At 39.1% G+C, this 19358-nt stretch carries 16 protein-coding genes and 1 tRNA gene; all 17 read left to right on the top strand.

Annotated elements, in window-relative coordinates; all coding sequences use genetic code 11:
• On the top strand, positions 1–425 hold a 425-nt coding region (gene smpB, locus E1171_RS21040), incomplete at its 5' end, for an SsrA-binding protein SmpB (protein ID WP_155208041.1).
• A 111-nt stretch (positions 426–536) separates the two neighbouring features.
• Complete coding sequence (locus E1171_RS21035; protein ID WP_155208040.1) at positions 537–1313, top strand: C40 family peptidase; 777 nt, start codon at positions 537–539, stop codon at positions 1311–1313.
• Between the two features lie 236 nt (positions 1314–1549).
• Positions 1550–3331, top strand: a complete 1782-nt coding sequence (gene rpsA / locus E1171_RS21030) for a 30S ribosomal protein S1 (protein ID WP_155208039.1) — start codon at positions 1550–1552, stop codon at positions 3329–3331.
• A 292-nt stretch (positions 3332–3623) separates the two neighbouring features.
• Positions 3624–3694, top strand: a tRNA-Cys gene (locus E1171_RS21025).
• Between the two features lie 484 nt (positions 3695–4178).
• Positions 4179–5453, top strand: coding sequence for a c-type cytochrome (locus E1171_RS21020; protein WP_246164471.1), 1275 nt, complete (start codon positions 4179–4181; stop codon positions 5451–5453).
• Positions 5454–5496: 43 nt separating this feature from the next.
• Positions 5497–8583 carry a TAT-variant-translocated molybdopterin oxidoreductase gene (locus E1171_RS21015; protein ID WP_155208038.1) on the top strand — a complete coding sequence of 1029 codons (3087 nt, stop codon included), beginning with the start codon at positions 5497–5499 and terminating at the stop codon, positions 8581–8583.
• 18 nt (positions 8584–8601) lie between these two features.
• Positions 8602–9966 carry an NrfD/PsrC family molybdoenzyme membrane anchor subunit gene (gene nrfD / locus E1171_RS21010; protein WP_155208037.1) on the top strand — a complete coding sequence of 455 codons (1365 nt, stop codon included), beginning with the start codon at positions 8602–8604 and terminating at the stop codon, positions 9964–9966.
• Positions 9967–9968: 2 nt separating this feature from the next.
• Complete coding sequence (locus tag E1171_RS21005; protein ID WP_155208036.1) at positions 9969–10493, top strand: DUF3341 domain-containing protein; 525 nt, start codon at positions 9969–9971, stop codon at positions 10491–10493.
• 19 nt (positions 10494–10512) lie between these two features.
• Complete coding sequence (locus E1171_RS21000) at positions 10513–11139, top strand: c-type cytochrome (RefSeq protein ID WP_246164470.1); 627 nt, start codon at positions 10513–10515, stop codon at positions 11137–11139.
• A 28-nt stretch (positions 11140–11167) separates the two neighbouring features.
• A complete protein-coding gene (locus E1171_RS20995) occupies positions 11168–12445 on the top strand; it encodes a quinol:cytochrome C oxidoreductase (protein WP_155208035.1) in 1278 nt (425 codons plus the stop codon).
• Positions 12446–12610: 165 nt separating this feature from the next.
• On the top strand, positions 12611–13654 hold the full coding sequence (locus E1171_RS20990; protein ID WP_155208034.1) for a cytochrome c oxidase subunit II: 1044 nt from the start codon (positions 12611–12613) through the stop codon (positions 13652–13654).
• 58 nt (positions 13655–13712) lie between these two features.
• The gene (locus E1171_RS20985) at positions 13713–15587 is read left to right on the top strand and encodes a cytochrome c oxidase subunit I (RefSeq protein ID WP_155208033.1); all 1875 of its coding nucleotides are present in this window, start codon (positions 13713–13715) and stop codon (positions 15585–15587) included.
• Positions 15574–16644, top strand: coding sequence for a COX15/CtaA family protein (locus tag E1171_RS20980; RefSeq protein ID WP_155208032.1), 1071 nt, complete (start codon positions 15574–15576; stop codon positions 16642–16644). Before E1171_RS20985 ends, E1171_RS20980 begins: the two co-directional genes overlap by 14 nt.
• Positions 16645–16647: 3 nt before the next feature.
• Positions 16648–17547, top strand: a complete 900-nt coding sequence (gene cyoE, locus E1171_RS20975) for a heme o synthase (protein WP_155208031.1) — start codon at positions 16648–16650, stop codon at positions 17545–17547.
• A 4-nt stretch (positions 17548–17551) separates the two neighbouring features.
• Entirely contained in the window at positions 17552–18133 is a 582-nt protein-coding gene (locus E1171_RS20970; protein ID WP_155208030.1) for a cytochrome c oxidase subunit 3, read from the top strand.
• A gap of 21 nt (positions 18134–18154) precedes the next feature.
• Positions 18155–18904 carry a cytochrome c oxidase subunit 3 gene (locus E1171_RS20965; RefSeq protein ID WP_155208029.1) on the top strand — a complete coding sequence of 250 codons (750 nt, stop codon included), beginning with the start codon at positions 18155–18157 and terminating at the stop codon, positions 18902–18904.
• Between the two features lie 123 nt (positions 18905–19027).
• The coding region (locus E1171_RS20960; protein WP_155208028.1) for a cytochrome C oxidase subunit IV family protein at positions 19028–19358 on the top strand (331 nt) is incomplete at its 3' end.

Below are 19358 nucleotides of genomic sequence, written 5' to 3'. Positions count from 1 at the left end.
AAAACCGCAAGGCTAGTTTTGAATTTGAGTTTATTGAAACCTTTACGGCAGGGATGGTGCTCACAGGTACTGAGATAAAATCAATTCGTGAAGGAAAGGCGAGTTTGCAGGAGGCTTTTTGTGTATTCCATAAAGGAGAATTATATGTAAAAATGATGCATATCAGTCCTTATAAGGAAGGTACCTATAATAACCATGAATTAACTCGCCAAAGAAAACTCTTATTAAATAAGAAGGAGTTGAAAAAGTTAGAAAGTAAAATGGCAGAAAAAGGCTTAACAGTTATTCCTACTCGGTTGTTTCTTTCTCAAAGAGGGTTTGCAAAATTAAATATTGCCTTGGCAAAAGGTAAAAAGCTACATGATAAGCGACAAAGTATTAAAGATCGGGATGTGAAAAGAGATCTTTCTCGCATGAAATACTAATATTTAGTGAAGAGTTAAAAGTGAATAGTGAATAATGAGCAACATTTCATTGAGGATATTTGGACTTTTCACCACTAAAACTTTAAACTCATCACTCCTAACTAAAAAAAAATGTATCATAAAGGAATTTGCCAATTAAGTGTCGCTCCCGTTCGTACACATCCTGCCGATGCCGCGGAAATGTCTACTCAATTACTTTTCGGAGACACATTTGAAGTGATTGAGGTGTCTTCTGATGAGAAATGGTTGAAAATTTGTATTGATTTTGACAAGTATGAGGGTTGGATTGATACAAAACAAGGGATACCATCTTCCGATTTTATAGAAAGTGAGGCTTATGTTCTCACAGATTACTTCTCCTCTTTAGTTTTACCCAATGGTCCTCAAAATATTGTGCTGGGAAGCGTGCTTCATTTTTCCAATCCAGCCTTGATTGAGGAAATAAATGAATTGGAGAAAAATAAAAGCATTAAAAAAATGCAGGAGAAAAAGGCCTGGTCTTATATGGAAGATACAGCCTTTAAATACTTGAACGCCCCTTACCTCTGGGGTGGGAAAACTCCTTTTGGGATTGATTGCTCAGGTTTGACGCAGCAAGTATTTAAAATTGGAGGTTATGCATTAAAGAGAGATGCTTGGCAGCAAGCTGAACAAGGTCAAGTTGTTGAAGATCTCGATTTACTGAAAGCTGGCGACCTCGCATTTTTCCACAACGATAAGGGGAAGATTGTTCATGTGGGCATGATGCTTTCCACAGGAGATATTTTGCATGCTTCCGGAAAAGTAAGGATTGATCGTCTTGATGAAAAAGGTATTTTCAATGATGAATTGAAGGCTCATTCCCATCAATTGGCCTTTGTAAAAAGGATCCTTTCCAATAATTTTTAGCGGGCCTTATTGTTTATTCTCGATTAATAGTTTCTATAAATGAACTTCTCCCCCCTCTTTAAAACTTCTCAATTATAAGGTCACTTTAAGATTTATTTGTCGTAAAAATTATTGGATATCAAAATTTTACTAACTTTGCAAACCGTTTAGAAAAGCGGGTCATTTTAAAAGTTTTATGTTTAATTAATTTCAACCTAATAGCTCTAGGGTTGATGTATTCAAAGAGCTAAAGAAAAATGAGTAATAATCCAGAAGAATTCAACTGGGACGAACTAGAGACCAAAGGTTTTGGTGAAGGCTACTCTGATGAAGAGAAAGCCAAAATGGAAGCACTTTATGATGGGACCTTGTCAGAAGTGCATGAGAAGGAAGTGGTAGTCGGTACTGTAGTGGGAATTTCTGACCGAGATGTGATTTTGAACATTGGTTTCAAATCTGATGGTCTGGTTTCTGCGTCTGAATTCCGAGACACGCCTGATCTTAAAATCGGAGATGAAGTTGAAGTATTCATCGAAGAGCAGGAAAATGCAAATGGTCAGTTAGTACTTTCTAGAAGAAAGGCAAAGATCGTTAAAGCATGGGAAAACATCCAAGGTGCATTGGACAACGATTCAGTGATTGAGGGTGTTGTCAAGAGAAGAACTAAAGGTGGATTGATTGTTGATATCTACGGGGTAGAAGCTTTCTTGCCAGGTTCTCAAATTGATGTGAAGCCAATTCGTGACTTCGATGTTTTCGTTGGCAAGAAGATGGAAGTAAAAGTTGTGAAAATCAACTACACGAATGATAACGTAGTGGTTTCTCACAAAGTGCTGATCGAAAAAGACCTCGAAAAACAAAAAGCAGAAATCCTGAACAACTTGGAAAAAGGTCAGGTATTGGAAGGGGTGATCAAAAACATGACTCATTTCGGAGTATTTATCGATTTGGGTGGTGTAGATGGTTTACTACATATCACCGATATCTCTTGGGGACGAATCAGTCATCCGGAAGAGGTGTTGAAATTAGATGACAAAGTTCAGGTAGTAGTACTTGACTTTGATGATCAGAAGAAGAGAATTTCATTGGGTATGAAGCAGCTGACACCACATCCTTGGGATTCGTTGGCTGAAGATATCCAGGTAGGTTCAAAAGTGAAGGGTAAAATCGTTAATGTTGCTGATTATGGTGCCTTCCTTGAATTGAAGCCAGGAGTTGAAGGTTTAATTCACGTTTCTGAGATGTCATGGTCTCAACACTTGCGCAATCCTCAAGACTTTATAAAGATTGGCGATGAGTTAGAAGCAGTAGTGTTAACATTGGATCGTGAGGATAGAAAAATGTCATTGGGCATCAAACAATTGACTGAAGATCCTTGGACTAAAGCAGATGTGTTAACGAAATATGCAGTTGGTACTAAGCACAAAGGTATTGTTAGAAACTTAACTAACTTCGGTTTATTTATTGAACTTGAAGAGGGTATCGATGGTTTGGTGCACGTATCTGATCTTTCGTGGACTAAGAAGGTGAAACATCCATCTGAGTTTGTGAAAGTAGGCGAGGAGCTTGAAGTTCAGGTATTGGAGCTGGATGTTGAGAATAGAAGATTGGCCTTAGGACATAAGCAATTGGAAGAAAACCCTTGGGATACTTTTGAGACAGTATTTACTGTTGGATCTGTTCATAAAGGGACTATTCTGAGCAAAAATGATAAAGGTGCTGTTGTTGAACTTCCTTACGGAATCGAAGGATTTGCTACCACTCGTCACTTGGTAAAAGAAGACGGAAAGGCTGCTGAAGCTGGAGAATCTATAGATTTCAAAGTGCTTGAGTTCTCTAAAGATGATAAGCGAATTGTTTTATCTCATACCAATACTCACACCGAGGCACCAAAAGCTGAGAAAAAACCTAAAGAGGTGAAAAAGAAAAAGTCAGGTGAAAAGCCGAAAGAAGCTGAAAAGTCTACTTTAGGTGATCTTGACGCACTAGCTCAGTTAAAACAGCAAATGCAAGGTAAAAAAGGTGAAGAGAAAAAGTAACTTCTCACTGGAAATTACCTTTTGAGATAATTAAAGGCCATTCCAAATATTGGAATGGCCTTTTTTATTTGAAATAAGACATTTAGGAATTAGCAAAAATTGCATGAAGGTTTCTAATTGTTAGTTATTAAAGTTGTTAAAAGGTGAATTTTTTTCTTCTAAAAATGATCTGAAAATCAGAATATTGGGGGAATAGTTGAAAAAGGGCCTTTAAAACTTTGTAAAGGGGGTTTGCGAAAATAAATTTAATATCTACCTTTGTAGTCCCAATCGGGGAGACAGTAAAATAAAAGGTCGCGTGGCCGAGTGGTTAGGCAGAGGTCTGCAAAACCTTGTACAGCGGTTCGAATCCGCTCGCGACCTCAAGAAAGCCTTCTGCATTTATGCGGAAGGCTTTTTTATTTCCCTTTTTTACTCTTCATTATTAAATCTCTGCAACTTCAAGATTTAGTTTCTGAAAAATTCTTCAATCTCCCATAAATACCAATGAAATTGTAGTTTTTTAGAAAAAAACATCAACTTTTTGATGAATGTAGTTATTGTTCATGAATAATGTATTGTGGGTTTAGTTTAGAGGATTTAAGGGAAATACCTCTTTGGTGTTTCTAAATCCTTTTAAATGGTAAATGAAGGGCGAAAAAGCTTTTAAAGAGGTGTTTATTTATAATACTTCTAAATAAAGGAATTTTTTGGCTTTTTTAAGTTTTAACAGCCTGTTAGCCAAGGTTATGTTAGGATTCTATGGATGCCACTACGAAAGGATAGGTATTTGGGTTTAAAATATATTTGAATTTACAACCATCCCATAGTACATTTGCGCAGTCTTTAATGGTTAAGAGGAAATATAATGTTAAAAAGAAAAAGTAACATGTCCCTAAAGAATTCTTTTGCCGGTTACGCCCTGGCATTAGTATTAACATGCGCGACGCTGTTATCGGCGGGTACGACGGTGTTTGCTCAAGCGGATCAAATTCCGACTGACGAGCAGGCTATCAGTAATGGAAAGGCGTTGTTTGAGGATAACTGTACGGTTTGTCACTCAGTGCATGAAAGGGTAGTTGGGCCCGCTTTAAAACAGGTGATTGAGGAAAATCGTTCCTTACCTTGGATTATCAGTTTTGTTCAGAATTCCCAGAAAGTTATTCAGAGTGGTGATAAAGACGCTGTAGCTCTGTATAATGAATTTAATAAAACTGAGATGCCATCATTTGCTTTTTCTCCGGAGCAAATTACTTCAATCGTTGCTTATATAAAGCATGAAACTGAGAACCCTCCTGTAAAGGAAGTTGCTGAGGTGCCTGAAGGTGGAACAGGACCTGCTGTAAGTGGTGGTACTGGTGTTTCTTCTGAATATCTGACTATTCTTCTTGTTGTCTTGTTAGTGGTGTTGGTGCTGATTTTAATTGTTTTGGCACTGATCGTTTCTGTTTTAACAGGCTATTTGAAAAAAGATCAACAACTGGAAGAAGCAGATAGAGAGATTGTAGAAAGTAAGTTTGATTTGCAGAAGTTGCTTACAAACAAAGCTTTCCTTGGCTTTGTGGTATTTGCGTTTACGGCGATCGTGCTTAAAACTGTAATTGATGGTTTATTCATGGTCGGTATTCAGCAAAATTACCAGCCTAAGCAGCCAATTGCTTTCTCTCATAAAATTCACGCCGGACAAATGGAAATAGATTGTAACTATTGCCATACCGGAGTTAGAAAGAGTAAATCTGCGAACATTCCTTCGGCGAACATTTGTATGAATTGCCATACTGAAATAAAGAAGGACTCACCAGAGATTCAGAAAATCTATGCGGCTCTTGAGAATGACCAACCAATTGAATGGGTAAGAATTCATAACCTTCCTGATTTAGCTTATTTCAACCACTCACAGCACGTGAAAGTGGGAGAGGTTGAGTGTCAGACTTGTCATGGCCCAATTGAGACCATGGATGTGGTATATCAGTATGCGGATTTGACCATGGGATGGTGTATTAACTGTCACCGTGAAACAGAATTGAATACTGAAGGCAATGACTACTACACTAAGTTAGTACAGTTGCATAACGAGCATAGCAAGGAGCCAATGAAAGTTGTTGACATTGGTGGATTGGAATGTGCGAAATGTCACTACTAATTTTTAGCTATTTTAGAATTAATCGACTCCATAGATATATATCATGAAAGATAATAAAAAAACGTACTGGAAAGGTCTGGAACAGTTGACTAACGACCCGGAGTTCGTTAAAAGGTCTGAAAAGGAATTTCCGGAGTACTTGCCAATCGCTGAGAAAAATGAAGAGGGAGGGAGCTCCCGACGAGATTTTTTGAAAATGATGGGCTTTGGTATTGCAGCGGCCTCCTTGGCAGCTTGTGAAGCTCCTGTTAGAAAAGCAATTCCTTATTTAAATAAACCGGTAGATGTTGATCCGGGGGTACCAAACTACTATGCTTCTACATACGCAAATGGAGGAGATTACTGCAGTATAGTGGTGAAAACCCGTGAAGGTCGACCTATCAAAATTGAAGGAAACAAACTTTCTAAGATTACTAAAGGTGGTGTAAGTGCCCAAGTGGAAGCTTCCGTATTAAGCCTTTATGATAAAGAAAGACTTCAAGGTCCTCTTGCTAATGGAAAGAAAATTTCCTGGGAAGATCTCGATAAAGAAATTATTAAAGAATTAGATGCTATTGCTTCAAGAGGAGGTCAAATTCGTATTGTTAGCAATACGGTTTTAAGTCCTACCACTAAAGCAGCAATTGCAGAGTTGAATAATAAATATGGTAAGTTGGAGCATGTGGTATATGACCCACAGTCCTCTTATGGTATGGTATTGGCCAACGAAAAATCATTCGGAAAGGCAGTAATTCCTTCCTATGATTTTAGCAAGGCAGAAGTAATCGTTGGTGTTGGAGCTGACTTCTTGGGAACTTGGTTATCTCCTGTTGAATTTACTAAGCAATACAGTAAGACTAGGAAAGTAAGCAAGAAAAAGCCGGAAATGTCTCGTCATTTTCAGTTTGAATCTAACCTATCCCTTACAGGGTCTAACGCTGACTATAGAACCACTATCAAACCTTCTCAGGAAGGCCAATTAGTAGCTGCTCTATATAACCTGATCGCCAAAAAAGCCGGGGCTCCAGCAATGTCAGCTGGTAAAGGCTTAAAGGTTGATAATTTAGAAAAAGCTGCTAAAGAGCTTTGGGCTAATCGTGGAAAAGGTCTTGTTGTTGCTTCTTCAAATGACGAAGCAGTTCAAATGACTGTAAATGCCATAAACAATTTATTGGGTAATTATGGTTCTACAATCGATTTGAACCTTCCAGTAAATTACCGTCAAGGTGATGACAAAGCCATGGCGAAATTTGTCAAAGATTTACAAGCGGGGAGAGTTCAAGGAGTGATCTTCTTCAATTCAAACCCTGTTTATGATTATAAGGATGGGGCGGCCATTGGAAAAGCCTTAAGTAAGGTGAAGCTTACCATAGCTACCAATGATCGTATGGATGAGACAACTTCTCTGGTGAAATATGTGGCTCCTGATCACCATTTCCTAGAGTCTTGGAATGACGCAGAGCCAAAACCAGGGCATTATAGTTTATCTCAGCCTTCTATTACCCCATTATTTAAGACTCGACAGGCTGGAGAAAGTTTCCTAGCATGGGCAGGAAATAAAACTGAATTCTACTCCTACCTAAATAATCGTTGGAAAAGCGATCATTTCCCTCAGCAATCTAAACAATCTTCATTTGACACTTTCTGGAAGCAATCCCTTTATGATGGGGTATTTGAGGTTCCTGTAAAGGAGAATGCAGTATTTGCTTTTGCTGGAAACCTTAGTGGGGCTGCTTCTGCCATAAATAAGAATTATAAGACCAATAATTCGGGAGTTGAAGTAATTCTTTACCAAAAGGTAGGTATTGGATCTGGAAATCAGGCCAACAACCCTTGGTTACAAGAGATGCCTGATCCGATTACAAAGGCAACTTGGGATAACTATTTGACTGTTTCACAGTCCTGGGCTAATGAAAATGGTATTAAGGTAATTGAAGAAAATACCGTTCTGGCAAATGTGACAGTAGGTAATCAATCTTTTAAAGTCCCTGTGATTGTACAACCAGGACAGGCGGATGGAACTGTAGGTTTAGCGCTTGGTTACGGACGTACCAAGGCAGGTAAAGTAGCTAACGGAGTTGGTGTTAATGTCTATCCATTGGCAAATGAGGTTAATGGAACTGTAAATTATACCATTACTTCCGGAGTTAAGATTGAAGCAACAACTGAAGCACATACAGTTGCCCGAACACAGACGCATGAAACCTATATGGAGCGTCATAATGTGATACAGGAAACTGTTTTGTCGGAATATAAGAAGGATCCTAAGGCAGGCCTAGATCAAATGATGATTGCCACGTCTCAAGGAACTAAAAAAGCTACTGCAATCTCCTTATGGAAAGGACATAAACAGAGCTACAATAACCACCACTGGATGATGGCAATCGATATGAACGCTTGTACCGGTTGTGGTGCTTGTACGGTAGCCTGTCAAGTAGAAAATAACGTCCCAGTAGTTGGTCGTGATGAGGTGATTAATCGTCGTGAGATGCACTGGATCCGTATCGACCGCTATTATAGTAGTGATGCTGCTCCTGAAGATTTACAAGGACTAGAAGTTGCTTCTAAAAATCCGGAAGTTACGTTCCAGCCGGTGATGTGTCAGCAATGTAATAATGCTCCTTGTGAAACCGTATGTCCGGTGGCTGCCACTACCCACTCAACTGAGGGCTTGAACATGATGGCTTACAACAGATGTATCGGTACAAGATATTGTGCAAACAACTGTCCTTACAAAGTAAGACGTTTCAACTGGTTCAAATATTTCGAAAACGATAAGTTCGATAAAAATACTCCTATGAACAATGATTTGGGTCGAATGGTATTGAACCCAGATGTTGTTGTTCGATCAAGAGGGGTTATGGAAAAATGTACCTTCTGTGTGCAGAGAATCCAGTACGGTAAACTTTCGGCTAAAAAAGAAGGTCGCCGTCCTACCGATGAGGATATTAATACTGCTTGTGCACAAGCTTGTCCTGCTGATGCAATTGTTTTTGGTGATGTGCTGAATCCTGAAAGTAAGGTAGCCAAAATTATGAAAGAGGAGGAGGAAGGCAGAGCCTATGCGATGCTTGAGGAGCTGAACGTAAGTCCTAATGTTTATTACTTGCGCAAGGTTAGAAATAAAGATACTCAAAAAAATAAGGCTTAATTATTAAATAATTTAGATATGCAAGTTTCTTCACCTGTACGTGAACCTCTGGTAACCGGAGGGAGAACTATAAAAAACGTAACAGACGATGTTTGCCGACGAGTAGAAGAAAAGCCAAGTAAATCCTGGTTTCTGGCCTTTACGGTTTCCTTTGGTATTTTACTGGTAGGTGGTTATGCGGTCTGGATGACGCTTTGGGACGGTATTGGTATGTGGGGTCTGAATAAAACCATTGGTTGGGCCTGGGATATTACCAACTTTGTTTGGTGGGTAGGAATTGGTCACGCGGGTACCTTGATTTCTGCGGTATTGTTATTATTCCGTCAGAAATGGAGAACTTCCATTAACCGTGCGGCGGAAGCGATGACCATTTTTGCGGTAATTTGTGCGGCTCTATTTCCTGTGTTGCACATGGGACGCCCTTGGTTAGGGTTCTACTGGGCTTTGCCTTTACCAAATACATTTGGTTCCCTTTGGGTGAACTTCAACTCCCCACTTCTTTGGGATGTATTTGCGATTTCGACTTATTTCAGTGTTTCTTTGGTGTTCTGGTATATTGGTTTAGTTCCTGACTTTGCCACAATTCGTGACCGGGCTAAAGGCGTGTCCAAATTGATTTACGGTATGCTGTCATTAGGTTGGAGTGGATCAGCCAAAGCTTGGCAGCGCTATGAAACTGTTTCTTTAGTTTTAGCGGGTCTGGCAACTCCTTTGGTACTTTCTGTACACACCATTGTATCTTTTGATTTTGCTACTTCCGTGATTCCTGGTTGGCATACAACTATTTTCCCTCCATATTTCGTTGCAGGAGCAATTTTCTCTGGTTTTGCCATGGTATTGACTTTGATGTTAGTTACCCGGAAAGTGTATAAACTGGAAGATTATATCACCCTTACACACATAGAGTTGATGAATATCATCATCTTGTTAACAGGATCCATTGTAGGGGTAGCTTATACCACGGAATTCTTCATGGCCTGGTATTCTGGTGTGGAGGCCGAACAGTATGCATTTATCAATCGTGCTTTTGGGCCTTATTGGTGGGCTTACTGGTCTATGATGACTTGTAACGTAATCTCTCCACAGTTATTCTGGTTTAAAAGGATTCGAAGAAGTTTGGTATTGACTTTCATCCTTTCTATTGTAGTAAATATAGGGATGTGGTTTGAGCGATTTGTGATTATCGTAACTTCCCTTCACAGAGACTGGGTTCCTTCTTCTTGGGCCATGTTCTCACCTACTGTCTACGATATGGGAGTTTATCTCTTCTCCTTTGGATTGTTCTTCACTCTGTTCTTCTTATTTGCTAAGTTCTTCCCGGTAGTGAATATGGCGGAGGTTAAAAGTGTATTAAAGTCTACTTCTGGAAATATAAAGGAATAATTATGGCAAGTGATAAGAACTTTGTCCTCGGTATCTTTGATGATGAGGATGTATTATTGAAAGCCGTTACAAAAATTAGAAAAAGCGGTGTTAAGATAGATGAGGTGTATTCTCCTTTCCCTGTTCACGGATTGGATGAAGTTTTAGGATATAAGCGGTCAAAAATTTCGGTTGCAGCATTTTTATTTGGCTTGACCGGTTTTAGCCTTGCCCTTTTGATGCAGTTTTATATGCTGAAGTTTGACTGGCCGATGATTATCGGAGGTAAAAATTTCGCTTCTGTAACTTTTGTTCCTGTAACATTTGAGTTGACAGTGCTTTTAGGAGCTTTCGGTATGGTTGGAACCTTCTTTGTTATCCAGGATTTGAAGCCTTGGGGAAAATCGAAGAGCCCTGACCTGCGTAGCACGGATGATAAGCACGTAATGGCGATCGAATTGTCTGAAAATACGTTAAGCACATCCGAAATTGAAAGCGTATTGAAAGATAGTGGTGCCTCAGAGGTGAATCTGAAACAAATTGACTAAAAGGTTTAATTTAAAAGTTATGTTCCTATATAAACGAATTAAGGTCGCTGCTTTTATGTTTTCAGCTGCGGTTTTGGCTTCCTGTACAGCAGGAGGCGATAACCAGGGGACAGAGTATGCTCCTAATATGTATCACTCGCTACCTTATGAGCCTCTCTCTCAGATTACCGATGAATCGGCTGGTTTATGGGCTACTTCTAATGAAAGCGGAGTAGGGGAGTATTATAACTCTAACCCGAATAACCCTCACCGGATGACCATGCGGGAACCTGCCCCTAATACTGTAAGCAGGAATAGTCTTGGTTTTTTACCTTATGATAAAGTAAAAGGTGACATTGCATGGGCTGAGGAAAATTTGAAGAACCCTTTGCCTGCTTCTGAAGAAGTAATTTCTAATGGAAAAGAGCTGTATGATCGTTTTTGTCAACATTGTCATGGTGCTAGTGGGCAAGGAGACGGTGCAGTAGGAAAAGTACTTAAAGGGGTACCTTCTTACTCAAAGGGAAGAGTAAAAGAAGTTAATGAAGGCCATATTTTCCATGTGATCACCAGTGGCTATGGACGTATGGGAGCACACGGTTCTCAACTAAGCCAAGAGGAGCGTTGGGAAATTGTTCGTTACGTGCAAACACTTCAAAATCAATAATTGGGAGGATCATTTAAATTTTAGATCAATGACTGAGGAAAAATATATTTTTACTCCTAAAACGAAAAAGAATCTCGTCATGCTCGCCGTAGCTGGTGTGATTGCAGTAGTTTTAGGAATTGTCTTGATGCAAAGTGGTGGACATGGCCATGGAGATGCTCATGGTGCTGAAGCGGCGGCGCATGGCGCAGAGGCGGCTGCCCATGGTAGTGCAGTTTGGCTGAAGCGTGTAATGGCAGGTTTATGGATCAACAATGTATTCTTTATTGGGGTAGCTCTAATTGGACTTTTCTTTTGGTCTTTTAATTACGCTGCTCAAGCTGGTTGGTCTGCCCCTATTCTTAGAATTCCAATGGCATTTTCTAATTGGTTACCACTAGGATTAATTTTAATGCTTGTTGTGTTTTTTGTCGGTGGTCATGATATATTCCACTGGACACACGAAGGTCTTTATGACAAAGCAAGCCCTGAATACGACCCTATTATTGATGGAAAAAAAGAATATCTGAATACTCCTTTCTTTTTAATTCGAATGGTTGTTTATGTGGTGGTTTGGTATTTATTCGCCAAAAAAATGCAATCATTGTCGTTAAAGGAAGATTTAGAGGGTGGCCATTCTTACTGGCATAAAATCAGAGTTTATGCGGCTTTATTCTTGGTATTCTTTGGAATTACTTCTTCTACTTCAGCTTGGGACTGGGTGATGTCTATTGATACACACTGGTTCTCAACCTTGTTTGGATGGTATAGTATGTCCAGTTGGTTAGTTTCTGGGGTAGCAATGACCATTTTATTGGTGGTTTACCTTAAGGAAAAAGGTTACCTTCCAATGGTTAATTCTAACCACTTGCATGATTTAGGAAAATTCCTATTCGGATTTAGTATATTCTGGGCTTATCTGTGGGTTTCACAGTTCCTTTTATACTATTATGCCAATATTCCTGAAGAAGTAGTTTATTACTGGGAGCGTTGGGAAAATGGTCTTTATCATGGATTCTGGTTTCTGAATATTATTTTGAATTTTGTTCTTCCATTTTTGGTGTTGATGACCAGGGATTCTAAGCGTCATAACATTTTCTTGAAAATGGTTTGTGTTATTGTTCTTGCTGGACATTGGATCGATTTCTACCTAGGTGTTGAGCCAGGCGTGATGAAAGAAAACGGTGGCTTTGGATTCTATGAAATCGGAATTACTATGATTTATTTGTCGGCATTCTTGTTTATCGTATTAAACAGTTTGTCTAAAATAAGATTAGTTCCTAAGAATCACCCGATGTTGCAGGAATCTGAGCATCACCATATTTAATCAACAGGGATTGCTCAATTAAATAGTTTTGAATAAAACCATCACCAGATATGCTTACTGGTGATGGTTTGTTGAATTTTGAAGGGCCTTGTTTTTTTAAAATTCAACTTATTTTGCTGCTGAATAAGATTGTATTGAATATAAATATCAAAACGTCAAACTTGTATGATTAAAATAATTATAGCTATAGGTGTGCTGCTCGTCCTGGCGATTATTCTGGCGATTTTCAGAGTACACAAGCTGGTCGATGTCTTTAGAGGGACTGAAAAGAAATATGTCACAGCAAGTAATAAAGTTAATGCTGCTTTATTTTTAGTATTTCTTATTGTAGGTGGAATTGCTTTTTTCTGGTATTCAATTGCTGAGTATGATCGTTATCAAATTCCTATTGCCTCCAAACATGGTGTAGTTACCGATAATTTGTTCTGGGTGACGATGTGGATAACGGGAGCTGCTTTTTTATTGTGTAATATCCTGCTTTTTGGTTTTTCATTTTTTTATCAGCATAAAAAAGAAAGATCAGCTTACTTCTATCCTGATAATGGAAAACTGGAATTGCTTTGGTCTGTTATTCCAGCCATTGTTTTAGCGATTTTGGTTTTTACGGGTTGGAAAGCTTGGTCCGATGTGACTTCAAAGGCACCTGATGATGCGGAAGTGATTGAGGTGATGGGCTATCAATTTGCCTGGAAAACCCGCTATCCAGGTAAGTCCAATAAATTGGGTGCTCATGATTATCAGTTAATCGATGCTGGAAACCCTTTTGGTATTGATTTGAAAGATAAAAATAGTTTTGATGACTTTTCTCCATTAGAAATGCACTTACCAAAAGGCAAACCGGTTCTTTTTAAAATTAGAGCCCGGGATGTGCTTCATTCTGTTTTTGCTCCTCATTTCCGTTTAAAAATGGATGCCGTTCCTGGTATGCCAACTCGTTTCTGGTTCATACCGGAAAAGTCAACTGAAGATATGCGTCAGGAGACTGGAAATCCAGACTTTGATTATGAGATTGCTTGTACGGAAATTTGTGGCCGTGGTCACTTCTCCATGAGACTGAAAGTGGTAGTGGATGAGCCGGAGGAATATGAAAAATGGAAAGCTGCTCAACAAACCTGGTTGGCCCAAAATCCTGAATATTTGGAGAAGGTTCCTGCTGAGTTGAGAGAGATGGCTAAAATCGCTGCCGGGATTCAGGAGGACGAACAATAGTCTGACTCAAGATCTTTAAAGAATTAAAGTACAAAAGAAATATCTAAAAAACAGAAATATGGCTACAGCTGATATTCATGTTCCGGGAGCAGCAGCTCATCATGAAGAGCATCATGAGCATGAGCACTCCCAAAGCTTTGTGAGTAAATATATTTTTAGTACCGATCATAAAATGATTGCCAAACAATTCCTGATTACTGGAATTTTTTGGGCATTGATTGGAGGATTCCTTTCTATCCTATTCCGATTGCAATTAGGTTTCCCTGATATGGATTTGGAATGGTTAAGACCACTTTTGGGTGGATGGATTACTCCTCAGGGAAAACTTGATCCTGAATTCTACCTGGCTTTAGTGACAATGCACGGAACCATAATGGTGTTCTTTGTATTAACTGCAGGTTTGAGTGGTACATTTAGTAACTTTTTAATTCCACTTCAGATTGGGGCAAGGGATATGGCCTCCGGGTTTATGAACATGCTTTCCTACTGGTTATTCTTCCTTTCCGGTATTATCATGTTCATTTCATTGTTTTTGAGTACAGGCCCTGCTGGTGGAGGATGGACAATTTATCCGCCATTAAGTGCGTTACCTCAGGCCATTTCAGGCTCAGGGGCAGGAATGACCCTTTGGTTGGTGGCTATGGTTTTCTTTATTGCTTCCTCTCTTTTGGGTAGTATTAACTATATCGCCACAGTAATTAACATGCGAACTAAGGGAATGTCGTTCACACGGCTTCCTTTGACCATTTGGGCCTTTTTCTTGACGGCTGTTATTGGGGTACTTTCTTTCCCTGTTTTATTTGCTGCAGCCTTATTGTTAGTGTTTGACCGAAGCTTTGGTACTTCTTTTTACCTTTCGGAAATTTATATCGGTGGAGAGGCCTTACCAAATGTAGGAGGTAGTCCGGTTCTATTCCAGCATTTGTTCTGGTTCTTAGGACACCCTGAAGTATATATTGTATTATTACCTGCATTAGGTATTACATCCGAGGTCGTTGCAACCAATTCAAGAAAACCAATTTTTGGATACCGTGCCATGATTGGTTCCATGATGGGAATTACGGTATTGTCATTCGTAGTATGGGCTCACCACATGTTCGTGTCTGGTATGAACCCATTTCTGGGATCAATTTTCATGTTCTTAACTTTGATTATTGCGGTTCCTTCTGCGGTTAAGGTATTTAACTACCTTACTACGTTATGGAGAGGAAATATTGTATTTACTCCTGCCATGTTGTTCTCTATTGGATTGGTGTCCTTCTTTATTTCAGGTGGTATTACCGGAATTTTCTTAGGGAACTCTGCACTTGATATTCAATTACACGATACTTATTTTGTAGTGGCCCACTTCCACCTGGTGATGGGTAGTGCTTCATTCTTCGGAATGATGGCGGGTATTTACCATTGGTTCCCAAAAATGTTTGGCCGTATGATGGATGCCAAATTAGGATACCTTCATTTCTGGTTAACTTTTGTGGGAGTTTACCTGGTGTTCTTCCCAATGCACTATATTGGAATCGCTGGTTTCCCAAGAAGATATTACTCATGGACAAACTTTGATGCCTTCAGCGATTTTCTAGATCTTAACACTTTTGTAAGTGTTGCGGCTATTGTTACATTTGGCTCACAATTGATATTCTTGTTTAATTTCTTCTATAGTATGTTCAGAGGTAGAAGAACTGTTGCCAATCCTTGGAGATCTAATACTCTGGAATGGACAACTCCTATTGAACCAGGGCATGGTAACTGGCCGGGAGAAATTCCAACGGTTTATCGTTGGCCTTACGATTACAGTAAGCCAGGAGCAAAAGAAGACTTTATTGCTCAAGATGTTCCGTTTTCACATACTCCGGAATCGAATTTGGATATTGAAAATGAAATGATGGAGTGGGAGAAGGAAGAAGGTGTTATTGCAGTGAATGAATCAAAATAGAGGACATAGAAGATTCAGGCGACTAGGGCGTATAACTCTGGTCGCTGTATATATACTCATTTTGGTAGGAGGGATTGTCCGAAGTACCGGATCTGGTATGGGATGTCCTGACTGGCCTAAATGTTTTGGAAACTGGGTGCCTCCTACTGACGTTTCCCAGCTTCCTTCTGATTATAAAGAGGTTTATGCTCAAAAGAGAGCAAAAAAGAATGATAAATTCGCTAACTATCTTGATTTCTTTGGTTTTAAAAAGAAAGCCGATGAGATTCGTCATGATGAATCTATCCTTGTAGAAGCTGAATTCAATAAGTACAGAACCTGGACAGAATACTTTAATCGACTTACGGGTGCTACCATTGGCTTATTGGTTATTCTTACACTTTGGGGTTCTTTGGTCTATTGGAAGAGTGATAAAACAATTGTCTACCTTTCTTTTTCAACCCTTGTGTTGGTGATTTTTGAAGGTTGGATTGGTTCCATTGTTGTTTCCACCAGATTGATGCCCTGGATTATTACCCTGCATATGATGCTGGCTTTAGTGATAGTAGCCTTTTTAATTTATGCAGTGTATCGTGCAAATGACAAAATAACCATAAGTAAAAGTATCCAGAAGAGGTCGACCATTTTAAAGTTGCTGTTGGTTAGCATTTTTGCTTATTTAATTCAGGTGGAACTTGGGACTGAAGTCAGGGAGATGATTGATGTAGTAGCGGAAGAATTTGCCTTTCAGATGAGGAATCAATGGATTGACCTGTTGGGATTGAAATTTTATATCCATAGGTCTTATTCCTTGGTTATTCTTTTGTTACATGTTTATTTGCTGGTTCTTTTATTTCAACATGCAAAGGGGGACCGGCAATTGATGAGCTGGAGCAAAGTATTGGTGGGTATTATTGTTCTTGAAATTTTAACAGGTGTTATAATGGCATATTTTGCCATTCCTGCTTTTGCCCAACCTATCCATTTATTATTGGCTTCAATAATATTTGGAATTCAGGTCTATCTGTTTTTGTTAGTGAGAGATCGAAAAGCAGCAACTGCTGCCATAGAGAATTAAAATATGTTGACAACGAAAACATCAAATTCAGTTCAAGCAACCTTAAACTTAAGTAAAGCCAAAGCTTTTTTTGAGTTGTTGAAACTCAGATTGTCTTTAGTGGTGGCTTTTTCTTTTGGTTTTGGCTATTTGTTGGCGCTCCGAGGCGCTGTTGATTGGACCGTGTTCACCATGCTTTGCTTCGGAGGTTTTTTTATTTCAGGGGCATCCTGTGCGATCAATCAGGTGTTGGAAAGAGATTATGATAAGTTGATGAAAAGGACGGCTGGAAGGCCTTTGCCTACTCATCGCTTAAATGTTCAGGAAGCCATTATTTTTGCTGTGTTCATAGGTCTAATTGGGCTGTTGTTGATGCTAAGGTTTACCAATGGATTGGCCACTGTTTTAGCGATGGTTTCTATGGTGTTGTATTCCTTTGTGTATACTCCATTAAAAAGAGTTGGTCCTATTGCAGTTTTTGTGGGGGCAATTCCAGGGGCTTTACCGCCATTATTGGGTTGGGTAGCAGCTACTGGTGAAATTTCACACATGGCTTTAGTTATTTTTGGTATTCAGTTTATTTGGCAGTTTCCTCATTTCTGGGCGATTGCCTGGGTAGCAGATGAGGATTATAAAAAGGCTGGTTTTCGTCTACTTCCTTTTGGAGGAAAGAAAGATCTAAATACAGCTATCCAAATAATGACCTATACGCTTTTCTTGTTGCCATTGGGTTTGATGCCTGCCTATTTTGGGTTGACAGGTATTAAGTCTGCTATTGTGGTGACCATTTGTGGGGTTTTGTTTTTGGCCCAGACTTTTCAACTTATGAAGGACTGTTCACGTCAGGCAGCTTTAAAGATCATGTTTGGTTCTTTAATATATCTTCCTGTTTTGCAGATTGCGTTATTATTAGATAAAGTATAAAAAGATGGTAAAAAGTGTAGATATGGTAGGGATGCCTAAACGGCCACTTGCTATGCATCCGCAAAAATTTGCGATGTGGCTGTTTATCGTTTCTGTAGTTATGATATTTGCGGCCTTAACAAGTGCTTATATCGTACGACAGGCAGAAGGTAATTGGTTAGAATTTCAACTTCCCGGCATTTTTCAGATCACCACAATTTTGATAGTTTGTAGTAGTCTGAGTTTGCAGTGGGCATTTTATTCCGCCAAAAAAGATAAATTGGAAGGGGTGAAAATCGGACTTGGCTTGACTTTCGTTTTGGGCCTTGGCTTTTTAATTGGGCAGTTCCAAGCATGGAGTGATTTGGTACAAGAGGAAGTGTTTTTTGTGGGAAACCCTTCGGGCTCTTTCTTGTATGTTTTGACAGGTCTTCATGGAGTGCACCTGATTTCAGCTCTTATCTTTTTATTGGTTGTTTTAATTTTCGCATTTAAAAATAAGGTTCATTCGCAAAAATTAGTGACCATTGAAATGCTTGCTACATATTGGCATTTCCTTGGTGCATTGTGGCTTTATTTGTATGTATTTTTGTTATTGTATCGTTAACCGTTCAAACTTAAAATAAATATGTCAACTACTTCAGCGGTAAATGTAAGTGCCAAAAGGGGCATTTGGTATGGAGGAAATGAACCTTTAAAAGCAAGTTATGGAAAACTGATGATGTGGTTTTTCCTGCTTTCAGATGCTTTTACTTTTTCTGGGTTATTGGTAGCCTATGGCTTTATTCGATTTAGTGCACCTGCCTATGAAGGCGCAGTTCATGATTTTGCTGCTTCTATAGAGCACTGGCCAATTCCAGAGATGGTCTTTAATGCTGTACCTTTTCTTCATGGGGTTCATCTTCCTTTGGTTTTTGTAGGAATTATGACCTTTATTTTGATCTTAAGTTCTGTAACTATGGTATTAGCTGTTGAGGCAGGTCACCGTATGGACAGAAAGGCCGTAGAAAAATGGATGCTTTGGACGATTATCGGAGGTTTGACTTTCCTTGGGTGTCAGGCTTGGGAATGGACTCACTTTATCGTAGGTACTGATGATGGACTTACTTTAGCAAACGGAGTAAAAATATTTGGTGCTAACTTACATATTAATGAATATGGTCCGGCTGCTTTTGCGGATTTATTCTTTTTCATTACAGGTTTCCATGGCTTCCACGTATTGAGTGGAATTGTGATCAACTTCATTATTTTCTATAATGTGGTGGTAGGAACCTATGAAAGAAGAGGGCATTATGAAATGGTAGAGAAAGTAGGTTTGTACTGGCACTTTGTTGATTTGGTGTGGGTATTTGTATTTACCTTCTTCTATTTAATTTAAATTAGAAATCAAAGAAAAATTTGTTCAGGAGGTTTGAATATGATTCTATTGGAATTAAAAAATCTCCCTAAAACAATTAAGAATCTGTTCTTATAAACTATTTAACCTTAAGAATCACCTGATATGGAACTTGAAGAAACTACCAAGGTTATTGCCGAGCCAGTTGACAGAAGCAAGATAATGAAGCTTGTGAGGGTGGCTGTGATTTTGGCTGTAGTAACCGCTATAGAATTCCTTTTAGCTTTTACAGTGCCAAGGGGGATGACGCTAAATATTCTGTTTGTGGTTTTGACCATTGTTAAAGCGTATTTTATTGTAGCTGAATTTATGCACCTTGGCCATGAGGTGAAAACCTTGATTTGGGCAATTGTTTTGCCGATGCTCTTTGTGTGTTGGTTAATTCTGGCCTTAATGATTGAAAGTGCTTATATTTTTGATGCCAGATATTTAATAT

Origin of the sequence: Xanthovirga aplysinae (assembly GCF_009711365.1) — a bacterium.
Lineage (GTDB): Bacteria > Bacteroidota > Bacteroidia > Cytophagales > Cyclobacteriaceae > Xanthovirga > Xanthovirga aplysinae.
The sequence above is the reverse complement of the archived record's forward strand: the minus strand, read 5'-3'. Positions and strand labels throughout refer to the sequence as shown.

What these genes read in the sequence shown, in the direction of transcription:
- E1171_RS21015 (WP_155208038.1), top strand. Translation starts at nt 5,497, where the DNA reads ATGAAAGATAATAAAAAAACGTACTGGAAAGGTCTGGAACAGTTGACT.
- E1171_RS21020 (WP_246164471.1), top strand. Translation starts at nt 4,179, where the DNA reads ATGTTAAAAAGAAAAAGTAACATGTCCCTAAAGAATTCTTTTGCCGGT.
- E1171_RS20965 (WP_155208029.1), top strand. Translation starts at nt 18,155, where the DNA reads ATGTCAACTACTTCAGCGGTAAATGTAAGTGCCAAAAGGGGCATTTGG.
- rpsA (WP_155208039.1), top strand. Translation starts at nt 1,550, where the DNA reads ATGAGTAATAATCCAGAAGAATTCAACTGGGACGAACTAGAGACCAAA.
- E1171_RS20980 (WP_155208032.1), top strand. Translation starts at nt 15,574, where the DNA reads ATGAATCAAAATAGAGGACATAGAAGATTCAGGCGACTAGGGCGTATA.
- cyoE (WP_155208031.1), top strand. Translation starts at nt 16,648, where the DNA reads ATGTTGACAACGAAAACATCAAATTCAGTTCAAGCAACCTTAAACTTA.
- nrfD (WP_155208037.1), top strand. Translation starts at nt 8,602, where the DNA reads ATGCAAGTTTCTTCACCTGTACGTGAACCTCTGGTAACCGGAGGGAGA.
- E1171_RS20995 (WP_155208035.1), top strand. Translation starts at nt 11,168, where the DNA reads ATGACTGAGGAAAAATATATTTTTACTCCTAAAACGAAAAAGAATCTC.
- E1171_RS21035 (WP_155208040.1), top strand. Translation starts at nt 537, where the DNA reads ATGTATCATAAAGGAATTTGCCAATTAAGTGTCGCTCCCGTTCGTACA.
- E1171_RS20970 (WP_155208030.1), top strand. Translation starts at nt 17,552, where the DNA reads ATGGTAAAAAGTGTAGATATGGTAGGGATGCCTAAACGGCCACTTGCT.
- E1171_RS21005 (WP_155208036.1), top strand. Translation starts at nt 9,969, where the DNA reads ATGGCAAGTGATAAGAACTTTGTCCTCGGTATCTTTGATGATGAGGAT.
- E1171_RS21000 (WP_246164470.1), top strand. Translation starts at nt 10,513, where the DNA reads ATGTTCCTATATAAACGAATTAAGGTCGCTGCTTTTATGTTTTCAGCT.
- E1171_RS20985 (WP_155208033.1), top strand. Translation starts at nt 13,713, where the DNA reads ATGGCTACAGCTGATATTCATGTTCCGGGAGCAGCAGCTCATCATGAA.
- E1171_RS20990 (WP_155208034.1), top strand. Translation starts at nt 12,611, where the DNA reads ATGATTAAAATAATTATAGCTATAGGTGTGCTGCTCGTCCTGGCGATT.